This window comes from Desulfotomaculum sp. 1211_IL3151 (assembly GCF_036763075.1).
In the GTDB taxonomy this organism is placed as follows: Bacteria; Bacillota; Desulfotomaculia; order Desulfotomaculales; family Desulfotomaculaceae; genus Desulfotomaculum.
This window is the reverse complement of record NZ_JBAIYV010000065.1, coordinates 14942-39585: the sequence shown is the minus strand read 5'-3', so window position 1 is coordinate 39585 and position 24644 is coordinate 14942. Positions and strand designations below refer to the sequence as shown.

24 protein-coding genes, 7 tRNA genes and 2 rRNA genes are annotated in these 24644 nt (G+C 44.8%); 31 read left to right on the top strand and 2 right to left on the bottom strand.

All coding sequences use genetic code 11. The features are described 5' to 3' along the window. Positions 1-150: 150 nt before the first annotated feature. The 10 genes from rrf (V6C11_RS18530) to disA all read left to right on the top strand — a co-directional run bounded on the left by rrf (V6C11_RS18530) (position 151) and on the right by disA (position 8267). A 5S ribosomal RNA gene (rrf, locus tag V6C11_RS18530) occupies positions 151-267 on the top strand. An 11-nt stretch (positions 268-278) separates the two neighbouring features. Continuing rightward, positions 279-353: transfer RNA gene (locus tag V6C11_RS18525), tRNA-Asn, on the top strand. A gap of 151 nt (positions 354-504) precedes the next feature. Beyond that, a 5S ribosomal RNA gene (gene rrf / locus V6C11_RS18520) occupies positions 505-621 on the top strand. Positions 622-632: 11 nt separating this feature from the next. Then, positions 633-707: transfer RNA gene (locus V6C11_RS18515), tRNA-Asn, on the top strand. Positions 708-1044: 337 nt separating this feature from the next. Then, positions 1045-1509 (top strand): CtsR family transcriptional regulator, encoded by a 465-nt coding sequence (locus V6C11_RS18510; protein WP_333532690.1) that lies wholly within the window; start codon positions 1045-1047, stop codon positions 1507-1509. Positions 1510-1528: 19 nt separating this feature from the next. Further along, positions 1529-2041, top strand: coding sequence for a UvrB/UvrC motif-containing protein (locus tag V6C11_RS18505; RefSeq protein WP_333532689.1), 513 nt, complete (start codon positions 1529-1531; stop codon positions 2039-2041). A 12-nt stretch (positions 2042-2053) separates the two neighbouring features. Further along, positions 2054-3127 (top strand): protein arginine kinase, encoded by a 1074-nt coding sequence (locus V6C11_RS18500; protein WP_333532688.1) that lies wholly within the window; start codon positions 2054-2056, stop codon positions 3125-3127. Between the two features lie 11 nt (positions 3128-3138). Continuing rightward, the gene (locus tag V6C11_RS18495; RefSeq protein ID WP_333532687.1) at positions 3139-5583 is read left to right on the top strand and encodes an ATP-dependent Clp protease ATP-binding subunit; all 2445 of its coding nucleotides are present in this window, start codon (positions 3139-3141) and stop codon (positions 5581-5583) included. A gap of 232 nt (positions 5584-5815) precedes the next feature. After that, entirely contained in the window at positions 5816-7171 is a 1356-nt protein-coding gene (radA, locus tag V6C11_RS18490; RefSeq protein ID WP_333532686.1) for a DNA repair protein RadA, read from the top strand. 4 nt (positions 7172-7175) lie between these two features. Next, positions 7176-8267, top strand: coding sequence for a DNA integrity scanning diadenylate cyclase DisA (disA, locus tag V6C11_RS18485; RefSeq protein ID WP_333532685.1), 1092 nt, complete (start codon positions 7176-7178; stop codon positions 8265-8267). Between the two features lie 60 nt (positions 8268-8327). Here disA and V6C11_RS18480 read toward each other — a convergent pair whose 3' ends face one another. Then, the gene (locus tag V6C11_RS18480; RefSeq protein ID WP_333532684.1) at positions 8328-8723 is read right to left on the bottom strand and encodes a DUF1573 domain-containing protein; all 396 of its coding nucleotides are present in this window, start codon (positions 8721-8723) and stop codon (positions 8328-8330) included. Between the two features lie 189 nt (positions 8724-8912). Here V6C11_RS18480 and V6C11_RS18475 point away from each other — a divergent pair, with 189 nt between their 5' ends. The 5 genes from V6C11_RS18475 (at position 8913) to V6C11_RS18455 (ending at position 13964) form a co-directional block, all read left to right on the top strand. Beyond that, positions 8913-9389, top strand: a complete 477-nt coding sequence (locus V6C11_RS18475; RefSeq protein WP_333532683.1) for a CarD family transcriptional regulator — start codon at positions 8913-8915, stop codon at positions 9387-9389. A 107-nt stretch (positions 9390-9496) separates the two neighbouring features. Beyond that, the gene (locus V6C11_RS18470) at positions 9497-10639 is read left to right on the top strand and encodes a PIN/TRAM domain-containing protein (protein WP_333532682.1); all 1143 of its coding nucleotides are present in this window, start codon (positions 9497-9499) and stop codon (positions 10637-10639) included. Further along, positions 10632-11327: a 2-C-methyl-D-erythritol 4-phosphate cytidylyltransferase gene (ispD, locus tag V6C11_RS18465; protein WP_333532681.1), complete on the top strand. Its 696-nt coding sequence runs from the start codon at positions 10632-10634 to the stop codon at positions 11325-11327. Before V6C11_RS18470 ends, ispD begins: the two co-directional genes overlap by 8 nt. Then, complete coding sequence (ispF, locus tag V6C11_RS18460; RefSeq protein ID WP_333532680.1) at positions 11328-11801, top strand: 2-C-methyl-D-erythritol 2,4-cyclodiphosphate synthase; 474 nt, start codon at positions 11328-11330, stop codon at positions 11799-11801. A gap of 477 nt (positions 11802-12278) precedes the next feature. After that, positions 12279-13964, top strand: coding sequence for a glutamine--tRNA ligase/YqeY domain fusion protein (locus V6C11_RS18455; RefSeq protein ID WP_333532679.1), 1686 nt, complete (start codon positions 12279-12281; stop codon positions 13962-13964). A 53-nt stretch (positions 13965-14017) separates the two neighbouring features. Here V6C11_RS18455 and V6C11_RS18450 read toward each other — a convergent pair whose 3' ends face one another. After that, positions 14018-14347 (bottom strand): hypothetical protein, encoded by a 330-nt coding sequence (locus V6C11_RS18450; protein WP_333532678.1) that lies wholly within the window; start codon positions 14345-14347, stop codon positions 14018-14020. 251 nt (positions 14348-14598) lie between these two features. Between V6C11_RS18450 and gltX the strand changes: the two genes are divergently transcribed. The 16 genes from gltX (at position 14599) to rpmG (ending at position 24566) form a co-directional block, all read left to right on the top strand. Continuing rightward, complete coding sequence (gltX, locus tag V6C11_RS18445; protein WP_333532677.1) at positions 14599-16047, top strand: glutamate--tRNA ligase; 1449 nt, start codon at positions 14599-14601, stop codon at positions 16045-16047. Positions 16048-16110: 63 nt separating this feature from the next. Next, the gene (cysE, locus tag V6C11_RS18440) at positions 16111-16773 is read left to right on the top strand and encodes a serine O-acetyltransferase (protein ID WP_333532676.1); all 663 of its coding nucleotides are present in this window, start codon (positions 16111-16113) and stop codon (positions 16771-16773) included. A 30-nt stretch (positions 16774-16803) separates the two neighbouring features. Further along, a complete protein-coding gene (gene cysS / locus V6C11_RS18435) occupies positions 16804-18261 on the top strand; it encodes a cysteine--tRNA ligase (RefSeq protein WP_333532675.1) in 1458 nt (485 codons plus the stop codon). Next, positions 18243-18677 carry a Mini-ribonuclease 3 gene (locus tag V6C11_RS18430; RefSeq protein WP_333532674.1) on the top strand — a complete coding sequence of 145 codons (435 nt, stop codon included), beginning with the start codon at positions 18243-18245 and terminating at the stop codon, positions 18675-18677. Before cysS ends, V6C11_RS18430 begins: the two co-directional genes overlap by 19 nt. Before the next feature lie 194 nt (positions 18678-18871). After that, complete coding sequence (gene thyX / locus V6C11_RS18425; RefSeq protein ID WP_333532673.1) at positions 18872-19606, top strand: FAD-dependent thymidylate synthase; 735 nt, start codon at positions 18872-18874, stop codon at positions 19604-19606. A gap of 18 nt (positions 19607-19624) precedes the next feature. After that, positions 19625-19780, top strand: a complete 156-nt coding sequence (locus V6C11_RS18420; RefSeq protein WP_333532672.1) for a DNA repair protein — start codon at positions 19625-19627, stop codon at positions 19778-19780. Between the two features lie 110 nt (positions 19781-19890). Then, on the top strand, positions 19891-20622 hold the full coding sequence (rlmB, locus tag V6C11_RS18415; RefSeq protein WP_333532671.1) for a 23S rRNA (guanosine(2251)-2'-O)-methyltransferase RlmB: 732 nt from the start codon (positions 19891-19893) through the stop codon (positions 20620-20622). A gap of 8 nt (positions 20623-20630) precedes the next feature. After that, on the top strand, positions 20631-21143 hold the full coding sequence (locus tag V6C11_RS18410) for an NYN domain-containing protein (protein ID WP_333532670.1): 513 nt from the start codon (positions 20631-20633) through the stop codon (positions 21141-21143). Between the two features lie 198 nt (positions 21144-21341). Next, positions 21342-21986, top strand: a complete 645-nt coding sequence (gene sigH / locus V6C11_RS18405) for an RNA polymerase sporulation sigma factor SigH (protein ID WP_333532669.1) — start codon at positions 21342-21344, stop codon at positions 21984-21986. 160 nt (positions 21987-22146) lie between these two features. Next, positions 22147-22222: transfer RNA gene (locus tag V6C11_RS18400), tRNA-Thr, on the top strand. Positions 22223-22234: 12 nt separating this feature from the next. Beyond that, positions 22235-22320 (top strand) — tRNA-Tyr (locus V6C11_RS18395). Positions 22321-22384: 64 nt separating this feature from the next. After that, positions 22385-22460: transfer RNA gene (locus V6C11_RS18390), tRNA-Met, on the top strand. A 4-nt stretch (positions 22461-22464) separates the two neighbouring features. Next, positions 22465-22540: transfer RNA gene (locus V6C11_RS18385), tRNA-Thr, on the top strand. Between the two features lie 9 nt (positions 22541-22549). Next, positions 22550-22626: transfer RNA gene (locus V6C11_RS18380), tRNA-Met, on the top strand. 213 nt (positions 22627-22839) lie between these two features. After that, on the top strand, positions 22840-24042 hold the full coding sequence (gene tuf / locus V6C11_RS18375; RefSeq protein WP_333532668.1) for an elongation factor Tu: 1203 nt from the start codon (positions 22840-22842) through the stop codon (positions 24040-24042). Between the two features lie 374 nt (positions 24043-24416). After that, positions 24417-24566, top strand: a complete 150-nt coding sequence (gene rpmG / locus V6C11_RS18370) for a 50S ribosomal protein L33 (protein ID WP_333532667.1) — start codon at positions 24417-24419, stop codon at positions 24564-24566. The last annotated feature ends 78 nt before the right edge of the window (positions 24567-24644 follow it).

The window sequence follows — 24644 nt, the reverse complement described above, 5'->3', positions numbered from 1 at the left end:
CATGGTAGATAGGCCGGGAGTGTAAGAGCAGCAATGTTTTCAGCTGACCGGTACTAATCGATCGAGTTCTTGACCAAAGCAGAAGACGCAATACGAAGTAGCTGTTTAGTTTTGAGAGAACAGATAAAACTAGTCAAAAGCATATAAGTTTCTGGTGGCGATACCGGAGGGGGTACACCTGTTCCCATCCCGAACACAGCAGTTAAGCCCTTCAGGGCCGATGGTACTTGGAGCTCGCGCTCCTGGGAGAGTAGGTCGTTGCCAGAATTAATTAATATTCCTCGATAGCTCAATGGTGGAGCAACCGGCTGTTAACCGGTAGGTTGCTGGTTCGAGTCCAGCTCGGGGAGCCAGAATAATAGCCATTCGTTTGGTTAAAAATATATAACGCAGTTACTTCAACAGGGTTTAGTTTTCAATAGACACGGGGACGGTTCTCTTGTCTCAGTGTCTGACAAAAAAGCGAATAGCTAGACCCAAAAGAACGACCCAATAGCATAAGTTTCTGGTGGCGATACCGGAGGGGGTACACCTGTTCCCATCCCGAACACAGCAGTTAAGCCCTTCAGGGCCGATGGTACTTGGAGCTCACGCTCCTGGGAGAGTAGGTCGCCGCCAGAATTAATTAATATTCCTCGATAGCTCAATGGTGGAGCAACCGGCTGTTAACCGGTAGGTTGCTGGTTCGAGTCCAGCTCGGGGAGCCAATAAAAACTTCTGCAACTGCAGAAGTTTTTTGTTTACCCCTGTGCGTAGGGAAGTAAAATCATAATATTTAGTGAAAAATAATAATCTATTAAGCAAGTCTTATTAAACTTGGGTAATTAAGCAAATTTGGTTAAAAATAATCAATAGAAGCCGTTGCAGGATTCACTGGGTTTATTTTAGAATAAGGTCAAGGTCAGTCAAAGTCAAAAACTATATTTATTGGGCACGGGGTTTAAAAAAAATAACAATGTAACATAATAATAAGGTCAAGGTCAGGAAAGGTCAACAGCTCATGCGATAATTTAAAACTTCCATTACTCTTGCGGGGTGAACGATATGTCGAGTATGTCGGAACTGATCGAAAAATACATTAAAAAACTGATTCAAGACAGCTCTTATGATTATATTGAACTTCAAAGAAATGAATTGGCTGCACAGTTTAAATGTGTACCATCTCAAATTAATTATGTCCTGTCTACTAGATTTACCAGTGAAAACGGTTATATTGTGGAAAGCCGCAGGGGTGGTGGTGGCTTTATTAGGATTATCAAAATACCATTGGATAGACATGATGATCCAATAGCACAAATTTATCGTTTAGTAGGAGATAATATCAATCAATCTCAGGCAGAGAAAATTATTAAAAGGTTGTCTGAAGAAAAAATTATTACCCATAGGGAAGCACGTGTTTTTAGATCGGTAATGGACAGAAATATTTTTCCAATGGAGCTGCCCTGGCGGCAACATCTAAGGGCTCAATTGCTAAGAGCAATGTTGGGGGCAATATTTAGGGATAGTTAAGATAGAGGAGGTTTTGACCATGTTATGCGATCGTTGTCAAGAAAGACCCGCTGAGGTTCACTTTACTCAAATTGTTAACCATACAAAAAAGCAAATGAACCTATGCTCTGCATGTGCCTCAGCGCTTCAAGCAGAAAGTTTAGGGGTTGCATCCCAATTAAATCTGCACGATTTTTTAGCAGGTTTAATTAACCACCATTTTATGGGTTCTAGTATAAAAACCAATGCTACGCCTCAAGTGCACTGTGAAAAATGTGGTTCCTCGGAAACGCAAGTTGCTAAGAATGGACTGTTTGGCTGCAGCGATTGCTATAGTCGATTTGGGGAGCGGGTAAGGCCTTTGCTGAAAAGGATACATGGCAGTAGCACTCATACTGGAAAAGTACCCAAGCGGACCGGCGGCACTGCCCTTATTACCAAGGAGATAAGATTACTAAAGAATCAACTCCAGGAAGCCATAAAAATAGAGGAATTTGAAAAGGCCGCTAGCATTCGTGATCGTATCAAAGAACTTGAACAAAAACTTCAATAGGGGGGAGAAGTTGTGTCGTTAAAGGAGACCGTTAGTAATCCATATAGTAAGTGGTTAGAAGCTTCAGGGCCTGAAAATGACGTTATTATTAGTAGTCGAGTCCGCTTAGCCAGAAATTTAACAGGTTACCCCTTTCCGCATTTATTAGGGCACGAAAATGCAGATAAAATCCTTTATGCTGTACAATCAGCCATCGGGCATAAGACCTTGCCGGGTACAGTGGGCAACTTAGAATTGTCTCGCATGACCGAATTATCCCCCACAGAAAGACTAATACTAGTGGAGAAACACTTAATTAGTCCAGATATGCTTGAAAACCCTGAAAAAAGGGGAGTTGTTTTGCGGGACGATGAAGTGATTAGTGTGATGGTTAATGAAGAAGACCATTTACGTATTCAATGCCTGCTGCCGGGTCTACAACTTAAGGAATGTTGGGATTTAGCCAATGCGGTTGATGATGGTTTGGAACAAATTTTGGATTATGCCTTTTCTGAAGAATTGGGTTATTTGACATCTTGTCCAACCAATGTAGGTACTGGACTGAGGGCATCCATCATGCTGCATTTACCAGCATTGGTTATGACGCAACAAATTAGCTCTGTACTCACTACTTTATCTAAGCTTGGCTTAACCGTGCGGGGATTGTACGGAGAAGGGACCCAGGCTACGGGGAACTTGTTTCAGGTTTCAAATCAAGTAACCCTTGGCCTACAGGAAGAAGAAATTATCGACGGACTCATTACGGTAGCACTTCAATTAGTGACTCAAGAGAGGGCTGCCCGAAGGGCTCTCCATAAAGAACAAAGGTTTCGGATAGAGGATAAAGTATGGCGAGCCTATGGATTACTAAAGTATGCACGAAATTTGACTTCGAATGAAACCATGACATTAATGTCCGATTTAAGATTAGGAGTAGAACTGGGTATTATTCCCGATATCCCTCCCGGACTTATTATGGAACTTATTATCATGAGTAGGCCGGCCTTTTTAAACAAACTGAAGGGGTCGGACCTAAATCCTCAGCAAAGGGATACATTTAGAGCGACATTAATACGAGATCGGTTAAACACATTGTCAAATGAATAGGAGGTAAGATTATGTTTCAAAGATTTACCCAAAAGGCACAAAAAGTATTAGTTTTAGCCCAAGAAGAAGCTCGGAGATTAAAGTACCCCTATATAGGTACGGAACATATCCTGCTGGGTCTGATAAGAGAGGGTGAAGGCATAGCAGCTAGAGCCCTCAGCCAAATAAATATCAGTGCAGAGAAGGTAAAGGCTGCTGTTGAACAAATGGTAGAAACAGGAAATGAGCCTGTGCCTGAGGATATCCCGCCCACACCAAGGGCAAAGAAAGTATTGGAGTTGGCCGTGGAAGAGTCACGTCTAATGGGACATAACTACGTTGGTACGGAACATTTATTGCTGGGTCTGATCAGGGAAGGAGAAGGAGTTGCATCCCAAGTGCTTATCTCCCTGGGGGCAGACCTGGAAAGGGTTCGTCAGCAAGTCATTAACATGATCGGAGGGACCCCGGGTGGCAATCAACCCTCGGGGGGAAGCGGTCAAAGCTGCCCCGCTGGCGGGTGCAAAACGGCAAGCTTGGATCAATTTAGCCGTGATTTAACCAATTTGGCTAAAGAAGACAAATTGGACCCGGTTGTGGGAAGAGCGAAGGAAATCGAACGAGTTATTCAGGTCCTTTCCCGCCGCACGAAAAACAATCCGGTTTTAATTGGTGAACCTGGGGTCGGTAAAACCGCCATCGCCGAAGGGCTGGCGCAACGTATTATTGCCGGTAACGTACCAGAGATTTTATTAAACCGCAGGGTGGTTACCCTTGACCTGGCTGGTATGGTGGCGGGGACAAAATACCGTGGTGAGTTTGAAGATCGTTTGAAAAAAGTTATGGATGAGATTAGGCAAGCTGGGAACATTATTGTTTTTATTGATGAACTTCACACCCTAATTGGTGCCGGTGCCGCTGAAGGGGCTATCGACGCAGCCAATATTTTAAAACCAGCCTTAGCCAGAGGGGAAATACAGACAATTGGTGCTACTACTCTGGATGAATATAGAAAATATATTGAAAAGGATGCAGCACTGGAAAGACGTTTTCAACCGATTCAAGTTGATGAGCCAACGGTGGACGAAACCCTGCAGATTCTTAAAGGTATCCGGGATAAATATGAAGCACACCACCGAGTTAGTATTACGGATGAAGCATTGGAGGCTGCGGCAAAATTATCCGATCGTTATATAACGGATCGCTTTTTACCCGATAAGGCCATTGACCTAATTGATGAATCAGCATCCCGGGTACGCATAAAAGCATTTACTGCGCCACCGGATTTAAAGGATAAGGAAAAATCCCTGGAAGAGATTCGTAAGGAGAAAGAGTCAGCCATCAATAGTCAAGAATTTGAAAAGGCTGCAGAACTAAGGGATCGTGAACAAACCCTACTAACAGAAATTAACCAAGCCCGGGATAATTGGAACCAAACAAAGGGTGGCGATAACCTTGTCGTTACAGAAGAAGATGTAGCACATATCGTATCCAGTTGGACCGGTATTCCTGTGCAGAAGATGGCCCAAGAAGAATCGGAAAGGCTTCTAAAGCTAGAAGAAATCCTACACCAAAGGGTGATTGGACAGGATGATGCTGTAAAAGCTGTATCCAGAGCCGTGCGCAGGGCCAGAGCAGGGCTAAAGGATCCAAAACGTCCGGTAGGCTCCTTCATCTTCCTTGGACCAACCGGTGTTGGTAAAACCGAATTAGCCAGGGCACTGGCTGAAGCACTCTTTGGCGATGAAGATGCATTGGTTCGTATCGACATGTCAGAATATATGGAGAAACATGCTGTTTCCCGTTTGGTAGGGGCACCTCCTGGTTATGTTGGCTACGATGAAGGGGGTCAGTTAACCGAAGCTGTCCGCAGAAAGCCTTACTCGGTCGTATTACTGGACGAAATTGAAAAAGCTCACCCAGACGTGTTTAACATTTTGCTGCAGGTACTTGAGGATGGCAGATTGACAGATTCCAAGGGGCGCGTGGTAGATTTTCGCAATACCGTAATCATCATGACTTCTAACGTTGGTCTATCTACCATTAAGTCCGTGAGTAAAGTTGGTTTTGCGGCAGATACAGGGCAGACCCAGGCTGATTATGAAAAAATGAAGGAGCGTGTAGAGGAAGGTCTCAAGCGGACCTTTAGGCCTGAATTCTTAAATCGTATCGACGAAACCATTGTCTTCCATAGCTTAACCCGTGAGCATATTGCGCAAATTGTCGGTCTTATGCTTAAAGAAGTTGCAACCCGTATGGAAGAGCATGAAGTATATTTATCCTTTGATGACGCTGCCAAGGATGTCCTGGCTCAGGTGGGATATAGTGAAGAGTTTGGGGCAAGGCCACTGCGGAGAGAAATTCAACGTAGGGTGGAAGATCGACTGTCAGAGGAATTGATAAGAGGTGCCTTTAAGAAAGGTGATCGGATCGTTGTTGGTGCTGAAGATGGTCAGATAACCGTAATAAAAGAATAATAATCGTGGTGAAGAGGTAGTTCTAGGAGAGCTACCTCTTTTAGCCGTGAATCATGGGCTAAAGATCCTGAAACAAAACATGTACAAAAACCCAGGACTTAAGGCCCAAGGCCCATGACTTTTTTACAATTAGTACCAATAAATTTGTTAAAGTGGCAGGATTTTTAAAGTTGGCAGCGAATGTCAAGGCTTGTGGGTTTACAAAAACAATTCATTTTTGGGGGTTTATTTGTTGCGAAACAAAACAACCTATACCTGCCAAAATTGTGGACACAAGACGGCGAGATGGTTAGGAAAATGCCCTGATTGCGGTCAGTGGAACACATTGTTGGAGGAAAGGGAAGTTGTTGAAAATAAAAAAACACGGGGGATATCAAGCTCAGGTCCTGTGCCGGTGACAGAGATTGTTGCCACCGATGAGGAAAGGTATCCCACCGGACTACAGGAATTAGATCGGGTGCTGGGAGGAGGACTGGTGCCTGGTTCAGTGGTTTTGGTGGGCGGCGATCCGGGTATTGGAAAATCAACCTTACTTTTACAGGCCGCCTTTGCCATAGCAGTGGGGGTCGGTAAGGTCCTATACGTATCTGGCGAGGAATCAGCACGACAAATAAAGATGCGAGCGGAGCGCATTGGAGCAATCCATAGCAACCTTTTTTTAATTGCTGAAACAGACATGACAGTGGTTGAAAGAGTAATAAAAAAAACTGACTTTTCAGCCGTTATTTTGGATTCGATCCAAACGGTATATCAACCGGATATTTCTTCCGCACCCGGTAGTGTATCCCAGGTGAGGGAATGTACGGCTATGCTTATGAAACTGGCCAAGGGGAACGGTGTCCCTATTTTTGTTGTTGGTCATGTTACCAAGGAAGGGGCCCTGGCTGGTCCAAGGGTACTGGAGCATATGGTGGACACCGTGCTGTATTTTGAAGGGGATAGACACCAAGCTTACCGTATTTTACGAACCGTGAAAAACCGATTTGGCTCCACCAATGAACTAGGGATTTTTGAAATGCGGGGAACGGGTTTGACCGAAATAACAAACCCCTCGGAACTGTTTATGAACCAGCGTGCTGCTAATGCAGCCGGTTCCTCCATTGTAGCTTGTCTTGAAGGAACGCGGCCTTTGCTTGTAGAAATTCAAGCATTGGTATGCCCCAGTGGCTTTGGGACACCTCGGCGTATGGCAACCGGAGTGGATTATAACCGGGCGGCTTTGATTATGGCGGTTTTGGAGCGACGAGTGGGCCTGCGGCTTTCCTCCTATGATGCCTATGTAAGTGCCGTGGGTGGTGTAAAGCTAGACGAACCAGCGGCAGACCTGGCCATAGCATTGGCCATTACCTCAAGCTTTAGAGAGCAGCCGGTGCAGGAGGGGTTGGTTCTGTTAGGGGAAGTAGGGCTTACCGGGGAGGTTAGAAATATAGCAGGTATGGAAAAGCGGCTTCAGGAAGCTGCAAAGCTAGGGTTTAAAATTTGTATTGGACCCAAAGACAAACAAATCCAATCGATGGGTATAATAGAATATATAGGCGTGCAATCAATTCACGAGGCAGTGGAAGCCGCCATTGGCGGTAAGGGGTGAGAATGTGGTAAAGGACGAGAAAATAGAGGATAGGCTACTTAGATTACTTAGGCTGGTTGCGCCGGGAACTCCCCTTAGGGAGGGCTTGGAAAATATTCTTCGGGCAAAAACAGGTGCATTAATTGTTATGGGAGATTCCTCTGAGGTTATGGAGTTAGCCGAGGGAGGTTTCGCCATTAATGCAGATTTTACGCCGGCCGGCCTATACGAATTAGCCAAAATGGATGGAGCCATTATTTTAAGTGAGGACACTAAAAAAATCATAGCAGCCAACACCCAACTAATTCCTGATTTAATCATACCCTCCAGTGAAACGGGCATTCGACATAGAACCGCAGAACGGGTGGCTAAACAATGTGATGTGCCCGTTATTTCAATTTCCCAGAGAAGAAGTGTCATTACCGTTTATAAAGGTTCTATTAAATATTTCTTAAGAGATATTAGTGTAATTTTGGCAAAGGCTAATCAGGCGGTGCAAACCCTTGAAAAATATCGATCGGTGTCGGATCGCATGATTAATGAATTATCGATGATGGAGCTACAGGAAGTAGTTACCTTAGTTGATGTGACCAAAGCGATTCAAAGAATTGAAATGGTATTGCGGGTTAAAAAAGAAATAGATCGTTATATTAGTGAATTAGGAACAGAGGGACGGCTAATTGCAATGCAGTTGGAAGAATTGGTGGCAAATGTTGAGGAGGATGGATTATTAATTATTCAGGATTATGCCACGACACTGGGGGAAAAGACCCCGGAAAGCATTATGAAAGTGATTAGCAGTTGGCCGGCAGAGGACCTATTGGATCTAGTATTGATAGCCAGGGCTTTAGGATACCCAGGCAGTGCCAGCGTACTTGACCAGGATGTATCACCAAGGGGTTATCGTGCTTTACGTAAAATTCCCCGGCTGCCACTACCAGTCATTGAAAACCTGGTGGCAACCTTTAAATATCTAAGAACGATAATTTTAGCTAGCATCGAGGAACTGGATGAGGTGGAAGGTATCGGGGAAGCTAGGGCCAGATCCATTAAGGATGGTCTTACTCGGTATGGCGAAATGCTTTTCCAAGACCGCTATAAAAATCAAAAAAGATAGGCGTGGCAGGACAACCACGCCTCTTTGTATTGATAAAATGCTTCAAACTTAGCCTAAGAATTAAGTTAAATTATATCCCCTTAAAATTTCCAGTTGTTTATGCTCCTTAATGAATATGTCATAAAGATTTAATTCCATTAGGTTGCAAAGGGCAGCCATGTAAAAAAGCGAACGCCCAATCTCACTTTCAATGCTGTCACGACAGTTCTTACATAGGTTACCCGATAGGTGGGAATCCAATAAATGTTTTAAGTCCAGGAAGGTGGCATTCTCTGGTAAAGGCTTTTTATTGGCTACAATTTTTTGGCAACCACAGGATGTTACAGAATGAACCACAGAGCGTTGTACTCTAACGCCGGACTCCTGTAGCTTTGACAGTATTTCCAATATACTCCGATGACAAAGCATCATCTCAGACACTGTATTTTGAAACTGATCACAAAGCAAATCTTTCATTCTGCCGGACCACTCCTTTTACTTTCCGTTAAAGCAATTATAGCTAGCTATAAGGGGCTTTGTCAAACGACCATTATGTCACAAAATGCTTATTGACACCAATGCAGGGCTATGCTAAAATATATGTTTTTTGACAGCGATGGGTAAGTATGCTATAATAATTTCAACATAGTTTGGGGGGGATTGGCCTTGTTTAAGATTGGCGACAAAGTCGTTTATCCTATGCATGGAGCTGGCGTTATCGAGGCCATAGAAGAGAAGGAGGTTCTAGGGGAAAAACGACAGTATTATATCTTGCGTCTTCCCATTGGCGATATGAAAGTGATGATTCCCATCACGAACTGTAGCGATGTTGGCCTCAGGGGTATTATTGACCGGGAGGAAGTATCTACCGTAATGCACATACTGGAGGGGCAAACCACTGTCATGTCGGGAAACTGGAATCGTCGTTACCGTGCTAATTTGGAAAAAATAAAAAGCGGTGACATTTATGAAGTTGCCGAAGTGGTACGGAATCTACTAACCAGAGATAAAGAAAAAGGACTTTCTTCAGGGGAACGAAAAATGCTGGAGAATGCTCGGCAAATACTAATCAGTGAATTGGTGCTAGCTGCAGAAATGGAAGAAGCCAAGGCCAGGTCATTAATTGATGACGTTTTTGCCTAAAAGCGGGTGCAAAATTCGCCCTTATTTGTTATTGAACCTAATTTTTGGTTAACTTATAATAACTATACATAACATAAAAACTACCAAAGAGAAGGGGGGTGAATCGGTTGGTTCGAAAAATGATATATGGTCTTTTGATTTTGATCTTTGGTAGCATCGGGTTTTTGGCCGGGTTGTACAGTATTTCCAATAACCTGGTAACCATTCCTGATACCCTACCCCAGTTGAAATTTGGGGTTATTGCCCTGGGGGCATTGTTAGGAGTGTTAGTGGGTGTAATTAGTACACCTTGGATTATTAAGGGGGGGCTTGCTTTAACCGTAGTTGTAGACCAACATCTAGCAAAGACCCCGACTCAGGATTTAATTATGGGTTCCCTTGGACTTATTTTTGGACTTATAATTGCTAATTTGCTTGGCTCTATTTTATCTACCATGGGTCCTATCGGTAAGGCGATATGGTTAGCAGGGACATGCCTGCTGGGTTACCTGGGCCTTTCGGTGGCGGTTAAGAAAAGAGAAGAAATTGTCGCCTTGTTTTCTAGTTTGCCTCGTTTCGGCAAGGAAAAGTTTGGTAAGGCTGAATCGAAGGTAAGCCAGATCAAGATATTAGACACCAGCGTTATTATTGATGGACGGATTTCCGAGTTGTGTCAAAGTGGTTTCATTGAAGGAGTTTTATTGGTTCCTGTTTTTGTGGTGGATGAATTAAGGCATATCGCAGACTCTGCTGATCTACTAAAGAGAAACAGAGGCCGCAGAGGCCTAGACATTCTTAATGCTATGAAAAAAACCTCTGATATAAAAGTGCAAATCTACGAGAATACCAAAGGGTTGGATGATATTGCAGAGGTAGATGCCAAGTTGGTAAAATTGGGTCAAAAGCTTGGTGCAAAGATTATTACCAATGACTACAACCTTAACAAAGTGGCAGAACTTCAAGGGGTTAAGGTATTAAACATTAATGAACTGGCCAATGCGATTAAGCCAGTGGTGTTGCCCGGCGAAGAAATGACGGTCACGGTTGTCAAAGATGGTAAAGAAATGGGACAAGGCGTGGCCTATCTTGACGATGGGACAATGATTGTTGTTGATGGAGGAAAACGCTTTATTGGTCAAACCATTAGCGTTTTAGTAACCAGTGTTTTGCAAACAGCCGCAGGTCGCATGATCTTTGCCAAGCCAAAAAGCTTAGACAAAAGAAGTGAAGCGGCGGGACATGTAATAAGTGGAGTGAATGCAATTGGGTAGTATTATTGCTATAATTCCTGCAGCAGGTGTTGGGAGTCGGATGGGCTCCCAGGTTAAAAAGCAATATTTAACATTACAGGACCGTCCTGTATTAACTCACACCGTTGGTATATTGGAAAAGACTCCTGAGATAACAGGGATAGTATTAGTGGTAGCTTCCGGCGAAGAAGTTCCGTGTCGGGAATTACTTTTACAGGCCAATTTATTTAGCAAGCTTATGGCGGTGGTACCCGGTGGTGACCACCGCCAAAATTCTGTCTATAACGGGTTATGCAATTTATCTAGCACCACGGAACTGGTTGTCATTCATGATGGGGCCAGACCCCTAATCCAAGTGGACCAGATTAGCAATGTAATCAAGGAAGCCCGGCAGGTAGGGGCAGCAGCCTTGGCGGTTCCAGTAAAGGATACGGTTAAAATGATTAATGATCAGGGATATGTTGTGACAACCCCTGACCGAGAAAAACTATGGGCTGTGCAGACCCCTCAGGTCTTTCGCTATGATCTTATCTGGGAGGCACATCAAGCTGCCCGTGCAAAGGGTTTTTATGCTACGGATGATTGTGCCTTGGTAGAAGCATTAGGCAAGCAGGTCAAACTGGTGCAGGGTTCCTATGAAAATATTAAAATTACCACACCCGAGGACATGGTTTTAGCCGAAGCTTTTCTGAGAAGGAGGAACGTTTAGGTGCGAGTTGGTGTTGGTTATGATGTACATAAGTTGGTGCCAGAACGTCAATTGATCCTGGGGGGCGTTGCGATACCCTATGAACAGGGGCTGTTAGGCCATTCCGATGCGGATGTTTTATGCCATGCCATCATGGATGCATTACTGGGTGCCGCTGCCCTGGGGGACATTGGCCGGCAGTTTCCCGACCATGATCCACGGTACAAGGGGATATCCAGCCTTACCCTGTTGGGTGAAGTTCGTGATAAATTGTCCGCGGAGGGATACTTGGTTAATAATATTGATGCGGTGGTGGTGGCTCAGGCACCTAAATTAGCACCCTATATCCAGGCCATGAAGGAGAATGTTGCACAGGTTTTGGGGGTTGAGGCAAACTCTGTGAATGTTAAGGCGACTACCACGGAGTGGCTGGGGTTTGCGGGGCGTGGAGAGGGTATGGGGGCCTATGCTGTTTGTACGATTCAAACTTTGTAATGGTTAGCTCTACCGTGCGGACTATTGATGAGAATACAAGGGAGTGCTTGGGCGGTATTGCATCAGCGGGGGGTGCTATCGTTATCCCCCGTTCGCTCAAAGCTCCACGCCGATAACTCTAAGACTCGTTCCGGGCGAAATCGGGGTCGCCTTAGAATCGACGTCCTGTCTCAGCTAAGGCTGCGCGCTCGTCCTGAGCGCGCCCCCCGATTTCGCCCTGCACTCGTCAAGAGTTATTAACGGCTCTCCGCTAAGTCGCTCACGGGGGATAACGATAGCACCTGCTAATTCGGCAGGTTTGATCGCCCAAGTTAATTAAGACCCAGAACCTTTCCGAGGAAGTTTGAAGCTGGGGGCTGACGGCGGGTGGCTGATTTGTTTGTTTTAAGAAAAAGGAATTTTGGTTAAGATGTGGAAAATATAGATATTTTGTGACGCGTTTTTTTATGCCAAAATCGAATGAGGGAGTCATGTGGTATGAATAATAAACTCACCAGTTTTATCCATGATATGATAGATAAAGACATTGATGAAGGTAAAAATCAAAGGAAGGTACATACTCGCTTCCCACCCGAGCCAAACGGGTACCTTCATATTGGACATGCTAAGTCCATCTGTCTGAATTTTGGCATTGCTCAGGAGTATCACGGCCTTTGTAATTTGCGCTTTGATGATACGAACCCAAGCAAGGAAGATGTGGAGTATGTGGACTCGATTCAGGAAGATGTAAAGTGGTTGGGTTTTGATTGGGATGATCGGATGTTTTATGCGTCGGATTATTTTGACCGGCTTTATGCTTTTGCTGTCCAGTTAATCAAGGCTGGTAAGGCCTATGTGGATGATCTTAGTGCTGAGGAGATAAGGGAGTATCGAGGGACGTTAACTCAGCCTGGGCAGGATAGTCCTTATCGGAACCGTTCCCTAGAGGAAAATTTAGACTTGTTCGAGCGGATGAAGGCAGGGGAATTCCCGGATGGTTCCCGGGTATTGCGTGCTAAGATTGATATGTCCTCACCCAATATCAACATGCGCGATCCGGTGCTTTACCGCATTCAAAAAACAAAACATCATCGCACGGGAGATAAATGGGCGATTTACCCGATGTATGACTATGCACACCCACTTTCCGATGCCATTGAGGGGATTACCCATTCCATTTGCACCTGTGAATTTGAAGACCACCGTCCCCTTTATAACTGGGCTGTGGAAAATGTGAATGCCCTGGCAACCCTTAAATCCATCCCGCAGCAAATCGAGTTTGCTCGCTTAAACCTCAGTCATACCGTCATGAGCAAAAGAAAACTCAGGAACTTGGTGGAGGAAGGTTATGTTAAGGGGTGGGACGACCCCAGGATGCCTACCATTTCAGGTCTGCGGCGGCGGGGTTATACGCCGGAGTCCATCCGGGATTTCTGTGAACGTATTGGCGTGGCGAAGGCTGTAAGTACCGTTGATATAGCACTTCTTGAGCACTGCATACGGGAGGATTTAAACACCAAAGCCCCCCGGGTAATGGGAGTGCTTCGCCCCATCAAAGTAATTATTGATAACTACCCAGAGGGTCAAGTGGAATGGTTGGAAGCAGAATACAACCAAGAAAACCCCGCACTGGGCAGCCGTAAAATACCCTTTTCCCGGGTGGTTTATATCGAACAGGAAGACTTTATGGAAAATCCTCCGAAAAAATACTTCCGCCTCACACCGGGGAAAGAAGTCCGCTTAAAATATGCCTATATCATTAAATGTGAACAGGTCGTGAAGGACGAACAAACCGGGGAGATTATTGAAATTCACTGTACCTATGACCCAGAAACAAAGAGCGGCACGGCCACGGAGGTGCGCAAAGTAAAGGGGACTCTGCACTGGGTATCAGCCGAACAGGCGCTTAAAGCAGAAGTTCGCCTGTATGACCATTTATTTACCAAGGCAAACCCCGAAGAAGAAAAGGATACAGATTTCAAACAAAACATCAACCCCCTGTCCCTAGAGGTGCTAGCCTCTGCCTTTGTGGAACCAAGTTTGGCCAACGCCAAACCGGGAAGCGGCTACCAATTCATGAGACAAGGCTATTTCAGTGTAGACCCTGATTCAAATGATCAAGTAAAGGTATTCAACCGCATTGTCTCCCTAAAAGATTCCTGGGCTAAAACGCAGAATAAATAACACAAGACCCCCTCCAAACCGGGAGGGGGTCTTTATTTGGCGATTAGCCATTACTATCGAATGCAGCAATCATTCGAATAATCCCAACGAAGCTCACAATAATCAGGCCCCCAATCCAACAGGAGGTTCATATGCCCAATCGAATCAAAGTTGTTTAAATCAAGCCGAGCTTCATGCGTCTTTTTGCCCACACGGTGAGTGAAAATAATCTCAAAGTCCTCGTTGCGAATAAGAGAGAAATGTGACTTGCCGATGGTTTTATCACAGAATACGATTCTCTCCAGATTCCGGTCTATTAACTTTTTATAATCGGGGCGGAAACCAATGTGACCCTTAATCTCGTTATATTCATCAATTAAGTCAGCGAGTCTAGGAGTTGGCATAAATACATACCTCCTGCAAATACAAATAAACTACACTATAATTTCTCCGTTGTTCAGCAAAACCCTGCTGAAACATGAAAAAAAAATCACAAGCCCGTAATTAATCTTATGATAAAATGGGATAAAAAGTTCCACAAGATTTGCCGACAAAAAATAGTAATGTTGCAAAAAGTTGTGTGCCCTTACGTAAAGGTGATATAATATCCATCTAGAGATCAACTAAATCATACAGTTAAAAGGGGGAAGTCTCTTTGTCGGTACGGGTAAGGTTTGCCCCAAGTCCAACGGGGCCTTTACATATTGGGGGTGCTAGATCAGCACTTTTTAACTGGCTTTATGCCCGCCATCATGGTGGAAAGTTTTTGGTGCGAATTGAAGACACAGATATAGAGAGATCATCCAGAGAGTCTGAAAAAAATATATTAGATGCCTTGCGTTGGTTGGGTATCGACTGGGATGAGGGGATCGAAGTAGGAGGCCCCAATGAACCCTACCGTCAGACCGAACGTCTTGAGGTTTACCGCAAACTAGCTAAAGAACTTGTGGCAACTGGCCATGCATACGATTGTTACTGCAGCGAAGAAGAACTTGCCGCAGAGAGAGAAGCCCTCATGGAAAAGGGTGAGCTGCCTCGTTATTTGGGTAAATGCCGCAGTTTAAGCCCAGAGGATAAAGCAAAATTTGAAGCGGCGGGTCGACCGCCCGTTCTTCGATTTAGAGTCCCCGAAAATCAAATAATAACCATTCATGACTATGTCCGTGGTCAAGTTGAATTTGAAAGCAATGGTATCGGCGACTTTATTATTATGAAATCGGATAATATCCCTACCTACAACTTTGCTGTGGTTGTGGATGATCATGATATGAACATTAGCCATGTGGTCAGGGCAGAGGAACACCTCTCCAATACCCCCAGGCAAATACTAATTTATGATGCCCTGGGTTGGCAAAAACCGGATTTTGCTCACATATCCTTAATCCTTGGCAAAGACCGGAGTAAAATGAGTAAACGCCACGGTGCCACCTCCATTGAGCAATACCAGAACCTCGGTTATCTACCGGAAGCCTTAGTGAACTTCTTGGCCTTGTTGGGCTGGTCCCCGGGCGGCGAAGAGGAAATTTTCACATTGGAAGAAATTAAAGAGCAGTTTACCCTGGAAAAGGTGGCTAAAAACCCCGCTGTCTTCGATATTGATAAACTTAACTGGTTAAACGGTCACTATATTCGTCAGGCACCGGTCGGTCGACTTACCAAGTTGGCCATTCCTTTCCTGCAGGAAGCAGGCTATTTGGAGGAAAACCTGAGCCAGGAAAGAATAGCTTGGCTGGAGCAAGTTGTTGCCATTGCCAGAAACTACATTTCCTATATGCAGGAAATTACCCAACACGTGGATATTTTCTTCCGTGACCAGGTAGAGGTGCTGGAGGAAGACGCCAAGCAGGTGCAAACCTGGGAGCAAATGTCCGTGGTCATGAAAACGGCCCATGCGTTATTTGCTGCAGCAGAGGAACTGACAGAGGAATCCGTCAAGGCTATGATCAAGGCCGTTGGCAAGCAAAGCGGCCTGAAGGGTAAGTTCATTTTCCAGCCCCTGCGTGTAGCCATAACAGGGCGAACCCATGGTCCAGAACTCCATCAAATTATTCCTGTTATCGGCAAGGCCAAAACACTGGCTAGGCTGGAGGCAGCAATAAAATAAAGATGGGGAACTTACAAGATAAACAGAATAGTATAGGCAAAAGGATTTAAAGGAGGATTTGCTTTGTTCGGCCGGTTAAAAAAAGAAATTAATGCAGTATTCGAGCGTGACCCTGCAGCCAAAAGTGTGATTGAGGTGCTACTTTGTTACCCCGGCCTTCATGCGATTTTACTCCATAGGGTTGCCCATGCGTTATATAAGAAAAAGCTTTTTCTTGTAGCCAGAATTTTATCGCAGATATCTAGATTTATAACAGGTATAGAAATTCACCCTGGGGCAAAGATTGGTGAAGGGCTTTTTATTGACCATGGCTCCGGGGTTGTTATTGGAGAGACTGCAGAAATAGGCGATAACGTTACCATTTATCAAGGTGTAACCCTGGGAGGAACAGGGAAGGAAAAGGGCAAACGCCACCCCACCGTTGGCAACAATGTGGTCATTAGTTCCGGCGCCAAGGTGTTAGGCTCCTTTAAAGTAGGAGACAATGTCAATATAGGCGCGGGATCAGTGGTATTAAAGCCGGTTCCTTCTAACTGTACGGTGGTGGGGGTGCCGGGACGGATTGTGATTCTTGATGGTCATAAGATTGATGAAGAGTATGTCCCGGATTTACGGCACGACCAATTACCAGACCCGATTGCCGATCTGTTAGGTCAAATGCAGTCAGATATTGAACGACTAGAAAGCAAACTAAAGAAAATAGAGCAGGAATGCTGTAAGGTATAAAAAAACAAACGGAGGGGGCTAAGGAATCGGATGCAAGTTTATAATACACTGACCCGGGCCAAGGAAGAATTTGTTCCACGGGATAAAGGGCAAGTTAGTATGTACGTTTGTGGGCCAACAACCTATAACTTTATTCACCTTGGCAATGCTCGCCCGCTGGTATTCTTTGATACAGCCAGAAGATATTTCATTTATAAAGGCTATAAAGTAAATTATGTTCAAAACTTCACCGATGTAGACGATAAAATTATCAACCGAGCCCACGAAGAGAAGACGGACCCCCTGGAATTAGCAGAGAAATATGTTCGGGAATATTTTGTTGATGCCGATGCCTTAAATGTTTTGCGGGCTGATACACACCCTAAGGTATCCGAACACATAACAGAAATTATTGACCTCATTAAAAAAATCCAGCAACAGGGGCATGCCTATGCTGTTGACGGCGATGTATACTTTGCTGTACGCAGCTTTGCAGGGTATGGTAAATTATCGGGTCGTACATTAGAGGATATGCAGGCAGGAGCCAGGGTAGAGGTGGACCCACGCAAAAAGGACCCGATGGATTTTGCCCTTTGGAAAGCTGCCAAACCAGGTGAACCCAGTTGGGATAGTCCTTGGGGGGCTGGACGCCCTGGTTGGCATATTGAATGCTCTGCCATGGCAGAAAAATATTTAGGAAATGGGTTTGATATTCATGGTGGAGGTTTTGATCTGATTTTCCCTCACCACGAAAATGAAATTGCTCAATCGGAAGCCGCTTGCCAAAAACCCTTTGCCCGGTATTGGATGCACAATGGTTTTATTACCGTAAATCAGGAAAAGATGTCTAAATCCCTGGGCAATTTCTTTTTGGTTAGAGAAATACTTGATAAATTTCCAGCTGATGTTGTCAGGTGGTATCTACTTTCCACCCATTACCGCAGTCCTTTAGATTTTGACGATGAAAAACTAGTCATGGCCGGTAAAGGATTGGAACGTATCAAAACGGCCATACGCCTGCTCTATGAGGTTATGGATTTGCCGATCAATGAAGGGATAGATACCCAGGCAGAAGACGTAATTGAAAAAATCCAGACGCATAAACTGGAATTTGAAAAAGCGATGGACGATGATTTTAATACCGCCCTGGCTATTTCTGTTTTCTTTGAATTAGCAAAGGATATTAACATCTATCTTAGCAAGCTCAATGGTAAATTAACACCAGAAGCCAAAGAGTTTTTAGACCAGGCGCATGCCTTGGTTAAAGAATTTAACAGTGTACTGGGGATCTTAAAAGAAGATAAAATGACAGGCAGACTTATTCTGGAAGGGAACCAGACGGACGATACCTTAACAGAAGGGTTAATTCAACTGATCATAAAAATCAGGCGAGATGCCCGGGCTAAAAAAGATTGGGCTACGGCCGATGCCATCCGAGATGGCTTAAAGGGGTTAGGGATTGTACTGGAGGATACCCCTCAGGGAGTTCGATGGAAAAAGCAGGGGTAGGCTTGTTTAAGGACAACTTTTTGCCAAATAAAAAAACCAACCCAGAACAATTACCGAGTCTTGCTTTGGCCTATATAGGCGATGCTGTTTATGAATTGGTTATTCGTCAATACCTATTGAGCCAGGGAGCAGTTAAGGTTAATCAACTTCATAAAATGGCTGTGCGTTATGTACGGGCCGGGGCACAGGCAAAGGCCTTGCATACACTGGAAGGAAACTTAACCGAAGAAGAGATCGCGGTGGTCAGAAGAGGCAGAAATGCCAAATCGGCCACTTTACCGAAAAACGCGGACCTAATGGAATATAGACACGCCACAGCCCTGGAAGCACTGATTGGTTATCTTTATTTGCAAGATCGGCAGAGTCGGGTTCTTGAGCTTATTAAAACAGCCATTGGGGCCATAGAAGATCAATAAGTTAGCTTGGCCTACCCTGAAAAATGGCCATGAACCGTAGGCTTGGTATTAAGCCATCCGCTATGTCAGCCTAAGCGGTAGCGAAGGATCTTGCCGCATTGGAAGGTTAGATCCAAGATCCTTCGCTAGCTCAGGAGGACACGAAGTATTCATTTTCTACTTCATGTAAAGAAAAACTGGAAGAGGGAAGACGAGTGGGTAAAGTATCATTAAAAGTACGGCTGTTGGAACATACCCCCAATCCAGAAAAGGTTGTGGCCATGGCAGCTAGATTATGTTATTCGCCGGCCAATATCGATGGTCTGATTGAAGATGTATCGGTCACAGATCAACAGTCCTTTATAAAAAAACTGATGGATATGGGTCATTACAGCACCATCGAACATGTTAGCTTTACCTTTGGTATGGAGGGAGTGTCCCGGAGTCTGTTGGCCCAGATAACCAGACATCGAATCGCTAGCTTTAGCGTGCAATCCCAACGTTATGTTGGTGAAACCCGGCAACATCATCAAGGAACCTTTGATTATGTTGTTCCTGAAACCATTTTGGCCTTGGGGCCGGGGGCAGTGGCAGAATTTGAAAAGCAGATGGCCCAAATTCAAGTCTGGTATGACCAGTGGGTAGAGAAACTGGGAGGTGGCCGAGGGGCCTATGAAGATGCCAGGTTTGTTTTGCCCAATGCCGCAGAGACAAAAATTATTGTCACCATGAATGCCAGGGAATTGAGACACTTTTTTAATCTTCGCTGTTGCCAAAGGGCCCAGTGGGAGATTCGGAAACTGGCTGAAGAAATGCTCAACCTGGTTAGGAAAGTTGCCCCGCAGTTATTTGCTGCTGCCGGCCCCGAATGCCTCACGGGACCTTGTCCTGAAGGAAAATTAAGTTGTGGTAAAAGGGCGGAGGTTCGTAAAAAATACGGGGTAGATTAATAAGGAGCGTGAATTTAATTGGTAAGCCCTTATATTATTCTAGCCCTTTGGGTTATTGCAATGACCTTGGGTGTTATTGGTGTAGTGGCCCGTAAGAAAATACTTCTTAAATTGGGTCTGCTTGCTGCATTTGGTGGAGTGGTTCTGACCCTTTGGCTAAAAAGCACGCTTTGATAGCTTACCATGCCGTCAGCGGCACCAGCAGAGGATGAAATTTTTTGTCATCTTTTATATTCTAACATCCAACTTCTCACATCTCACTTCTAAATAGTGGAGGCATTAGCATGAATGAAATTATTGCCGGCAGAAATCCGGTGCGGGAAGCTCTCCGTGCTGGGCGGCCCATTAATAAAATAGTTATGACCAAAGGAGCCGGCGGCGGTCCACTGGCTGAGATTACCAAGCTGGCAAAGGTAAATAACATTCCCATCCAACTGGTGGAGCGGGAACACCTGGACAAAATGAACCCAGGAGTACCACATCAGGGAGTGCTTGCTTACACAGCGGCTAAGGAATATGTGGAGTTTGAGGAGATTTTGGCGATTGCTAGGGCCAAGGGGCAAGATCCCTTTATCATTATGCTGGACGAAATGAATGATCCACATAATCTAGGGGCGATCATCCGAACGGCGGATGCTGCAGGTGCCCATGGCGTAATTATTCCCCAAAGAAGATCAGTGGCTCTGACGGCTACGGTAGCAAAGGCCTCTGCAGGTGCGGTGGAATATGTTCCGGTGGCCAGGGTTACCAATTTGGATCAAACCATTCGGCAGCTTAAGGATGAAGGCCTTTGGGTGGTTGGTGCAGATATGGCTGGGTCAGAGATACATTGGGAAGCAAAATTAACGGGGCCGTTACTCCTCGTTATTGGGGGAGAAGGAAAAGGTCTGGGCAGGTTAATCAAGGAACGATGCGATATGTTAGTGCGTTTGCCGATGGCGGGTCGTGTGGGGTCACTTAATGCCTCTGTGGCAGCCGCATTACTTATATATGAGGTGGTACGCCAGAGAGGGTAGATTAGTCCATGCGAGAATTTTATGTGGTGGACGGATACAATATTATTTACGCCTGGCCAGAATTTGAGAAGATGCTTGAAAAAGGCTTAGAACACAGTCGAGATAAATTAATAAATATCCTAGCGAATTTTGCCGGGTTTGATGGCAATTCAATAACAGTGGTTTTCGATGCTCACCTGGTAAAGAGTGGGGTTGGGCACCATGAAATAGTCCATGGCATAGAAGTTTATTATACCCAGGAAGGTGAAACGGCAGATGCTCTAATTGAGAGAATCGTTGGGGATCTAGGTAAAATGGGAAATGTGCATGTAGTTACCTCTGATTGGGATGAACAAAAAATTATTTTTGGCAGAGGTGCTTACCGGGTAACGCCAAAGGAGTTTAGAAGTCAGGTAATGAAGGCAAATAAGCAGGGGCAAGAGAAATTTAACAAAACCAATCCAACGGAGGGATATCTGGAAGACAAGCTTCCCGCAGATATCCGAGTGATATTCGAAAAATGGCGGCGCAGAAAGGACTAAAGTCCACAGGGATTGGATTTATTTTACCTTGACGATTCTTTTTGGGATAAGCTATAATTAGTCATGTAACTTAAAAGGGCTAACTAACTAACTAAGGACTGGTAAATCAGACCCCAGGTTTTCGTTTTGCAGGGCTATTCTGATTGCTTTTTTCTGTTTTTATGCTTTCCTAGAGATGAGAAGACGGGGGCGATAGTTTTGAATCCTAATGCACAAAGAGAAGTTTCCGGCGGATATCATATCATGGTAGATGAGGATGTAGTTGAGTTTGCGCGTGAAGGCGACGACGCAGCGCTGGAGTTCTTGATTAACAAATATAAAAACTTTGTGCGTGCAAAAGCCCGCTCATATTTCCTTATCGGGGCCGATAGAGAAGATATTATTCAGGAAGGCATGATTGGTCTTTATAAAGCAATTCGTGACTTTAGAATGGACAAACTATCGTCATTTCGTGCCTTTGCGGAATTATGTATTACCAGGCAGATTATTACCGCCATAAAGACTGCCACCAGACAAAAACATATTCCACTGAATTCCTATGTTTCTCTGAATAAGCCCATTTATGATGAGGATTCTGATCGAACACTATTGGATGTGATATCCGGGTCTAAAATTACCGACCCCGAGGAACTAATTATCAGTAGAGAAGAGTTCGATGACATTGAAGAGAAAATGGGAGAAATACTGAGCTCCCTCGAATGGAAAGTGCTTATGTCCTATCTTGAAGGGAAATCCTATCAAGAGATTGCGGAGGACTTGAATCGTCATGTTAAGTCCATTGACAACGCACTCCAGAGGGTTAAGCGCAAGCTTGAGAGATATTTAGAGAAACGAGATCTTTAACCAGCCATCCTCTACATGTGATAAAATTCTACACGACATCCGATTTACCTTCAAATAATCAGAAAAAAATATAGTTAAAAACATCTAAAATTTCCATCGATTACAGCTTTCAAAGTGTTGACATGACAGAATACATCTGTTATCATAATCAATGTTCGGTGCCGACGTAGCTCAATTGGTAGAGCAGCTGACTTGTAATCAGCAGGTTGCGGGTTCGAGTCCCATCGTCGGCTCCAAATTGAAAACCTGGAGGGGTTCCCGAGCGGCCAAAGGGAGCAGACTGTAAATCTGCCGTCAGACGACTTCGAAGGTTCGAATCCTTCTCCCTCCACCATTTATTTACTAAGCAAGTTTTTCTTGCACAAAGGATTTGTTTGTGGTAAGCTAGTCAATGCTGACGCGGGATAGAGCAGTTGGTAGCTCGTCGGGCTCATAACCCGAAGGTCGGAGGTTCAAGTCCTCCTCCCGCAACCAACATGCTGCTATAGCTCAGTAGGTAGAGCGTATCCTTGGTAAGGATAAGGTCACCGGTTCAATTCCGGTTAGCAGCTCCAAAAGAATATGGCGGTGTAGCTCAGGTGGTCAGAGCACACGGTTCATACCCGTGGTGTCACTGGTTCAAATCCAGTCACCGCTACCAACAACGCAAGCTAGTCATTGGACTGGCTTTTTTCTTTTTTAATAAATAAAAAGAAGGATTTTTGTGATTGTTATCGAATTTTGCTAATGGTTTACAATGGTTTGTCTAGGACTTCTAATTGAGGGTATAAAAAGAGCATAATTTTGGAAATAACTTTAGAGATGGAATAAATCTCTGCTAAATGCCTAACAATGGAGGAGGAGAATTTTAAGCATGGCTAAGGCTAAATTTGAACGTAATAAAACCCACGTAAACATTGGAACCATCGGTCACGTTGACCATGGCAAAACCACTCTGACTGCTGCCATTACCATTGTTTTGTCTAAAGCTGGCGGTGCAGCCGTTAGACGTTATGATGAAATCGACAATGCTCCCGAAGAACGTGAACGTGGTATCACTATCAATACTTCCCACGTAGAATATGAAACTGCAAAGCGTCACTATGCACACGTTGACTGCCCTGGTCACGCCGACTATGTTAAAAACATGATCACCGGTGCAGCTCAGATGGACGGTGCTATTCTTGTGGTATCCGCTGCTGACGGCCCCATGCCACAAACCCGTGAGCATATTCTGTTGTCCCGTCAGGTTGGCGTACCTTACATCGTAGTATTCCTGAACAAGTCTGACATGGTTGATGATGAAGAACTTCTGGAACTGGTAGACATGGAAGTTCGTGAACTGTTAAGCTACTATGAGTTCCCCGGCGATGACACTCCTATCGTAGCTGGCTCTGGCCTAAAAGCCTTAGAGTGCGGTTGCGGTACCAGAGAATGTGAATGGTGCGGCAAGGTTTGGCAGCTGATGGACAATGTAGACGCTTACATTCCTGATCCTGAACGTGCTGTAGATAAGCCCTTCTTAATGCCTGTAGAGGACGTGTTCTCCATTACCGGCCGTGGTACGGTTGCTACCGGACGTGTAGAGCGTGGTCAAGTAAAGGTACAAGATGAGGTTGAAATTGTTGGTCTGAACGAGAAACCCCGTAAGACCGTGTGCACTGGGGTAGAAATGTTCCGCAAACTGTTGGACTATGCCCAAGCTGGTGACAACATTGGTGCCCTGCTGCGTGGTGTAGACCGTAAAGAAATTGAACGGGGTCAAGTATTGGCTAAGCCGGGCAGCATTAAACCCCACACCAAATACAGTGCCGAAGTATACGTTCTGACCAAAGAAGAAGGCGGCCGTCATACTCCTTTCTTTAATGGCTATCGTCCCCAGTTCTACTTCCGTACCACGGACGTTACCGGTATCGTAGAACTACCCGAAGGCGTAGAAATGGTAATGCCTGGTGACAACATTAAAGTAGATGTCGACCTGATTACCCCCATCGCCATTGAAGAAGGTCTGCGCTTCGCGATCCGTGAAGGTGGCCGTACCGTAGGCGCCGGTGTAGTAACGGGTATCCGCGAATAATGCAAAGGTTCCCTAAGGGGAGTGGGTTGATCCTACTCCCCCTTTTTAGCCTTTAGCCATTAGCTGTTAGCTTTTGCATTGGGCTATCGGTCAAAGAAGATGCCGGCAAGGCCCAGGGCCATTAAGGATGCAATACTAACAGTTAACACAACGAAAAGCTGCAGGCTGATGGTTGAGGGCTGACGGCTGAAAAATGTGGTATATAAATCCAGCAAATGTGGCAAAATACTACTATGGGTTAGCGCGGATAACTATTGACATCCAACAATACTTTGTGTTAAATTTGTTAAGGTATATTACTAGACACGCATATTACTAGATAACACTAGACAATATCGGTCCAAGTCTTTTTTCGTTTTAGGGAGGTGGCAACAGTGCGAGTAGGCGTAACTCTGGCTTGCACCGAATGTAAACGGCGCAACTACACCACTGACAAGAATAAAAAGAACGATCCTAACCGGATTGAACTTAAAAAATATTGCAAGTGGTGTCACACACACACCGTTCACAAAGAAACCAGATAGTTCAAGTTTTAGCCCCGGAGGTTGTAATCAACCGCATTACATATGGGGCCTTATTCAAGGCACTTCTGGTGAAAACAA

Excerpts from the sequence above, each read along its gene's own strand:
- V6C11_RS18510 (WP_333532690.1), top strand. The coding sequence starts at position 1,045 with ATGTCGAGTATGTCGGAACTGATCGAAAAATACATTAAAAAACTGATT.
- V6C11_RS18505 (WP_333532689.1), top strand. The coding sequence starts at position 1,529 with ATGTTATGCGATCGTTGTCAAGAAAGACCCGCTGAGGTTCACTTTACT.
- V6C11_RS18495 (WP_333532687.1), top strand. The coding sequence starts at position 3,139 with ATGTTTCAAAGATTTACCCAAAAGGCACAAAAAGTATTAGTTTTAGCC.
- V6C11_RS18480 (WP_333532684.1), bottom strand. The coding sequence starts at position 8,723 with ATGAAAGATTTGCTTTGTGATCAGTTTCAAAATACAGTGTCTGAGATG.
- V6C11_RS18455 (WP_333532679.1), top strand. The coding sequence starts at position 12,279 with ATGAATAATAAACTCACCAGTTTTATCCATGATATGATAGATAAAGAC.
- V6C11_RS18450 (WP_333532678.1), bottom strand. The coding sequence starts at position 14,347 with ATGCCAACTCCTAGACTCGCTGACTTAATTGATGAATATAACGAGATT.
- cysS (WP_333532675.1), top strand. The coding sequence starts at position 16,804 with ATGCAAGTTTATAATACACTGACCCGGGCCAAGGAAGAATTTGTTCCA.
- V6C11_RS18430 (WP_333532674.1), top strand. The coding sequence starts at position 18,243 with ATGGAAAAAGCAGGGGTAGGCTTGTTTAAGGACAACTTTTTGCCAAAT.
- rlmB (WP_333532671.1), top strand. The coding sequence starts at position 19,891 with ATGAATGAAATTATTGCCGGCAGAAATCCGGTGCGGGAAGCTCTCCGT.
- V6C11_RS18410 (WP_333532670.1), top strand. The coding sequence starts at position 20,631 with ATGCGAGAATTTTATGTGGTGGACGGATACAATATTATTTACGCCTGG.
- tuf (WP_333532668.1), top strand. The coding sequence starts at position 22,840 with ATGGCTAAGGCTAAATTTGAACGTAATAAAACCCACGTAAACATTGGA.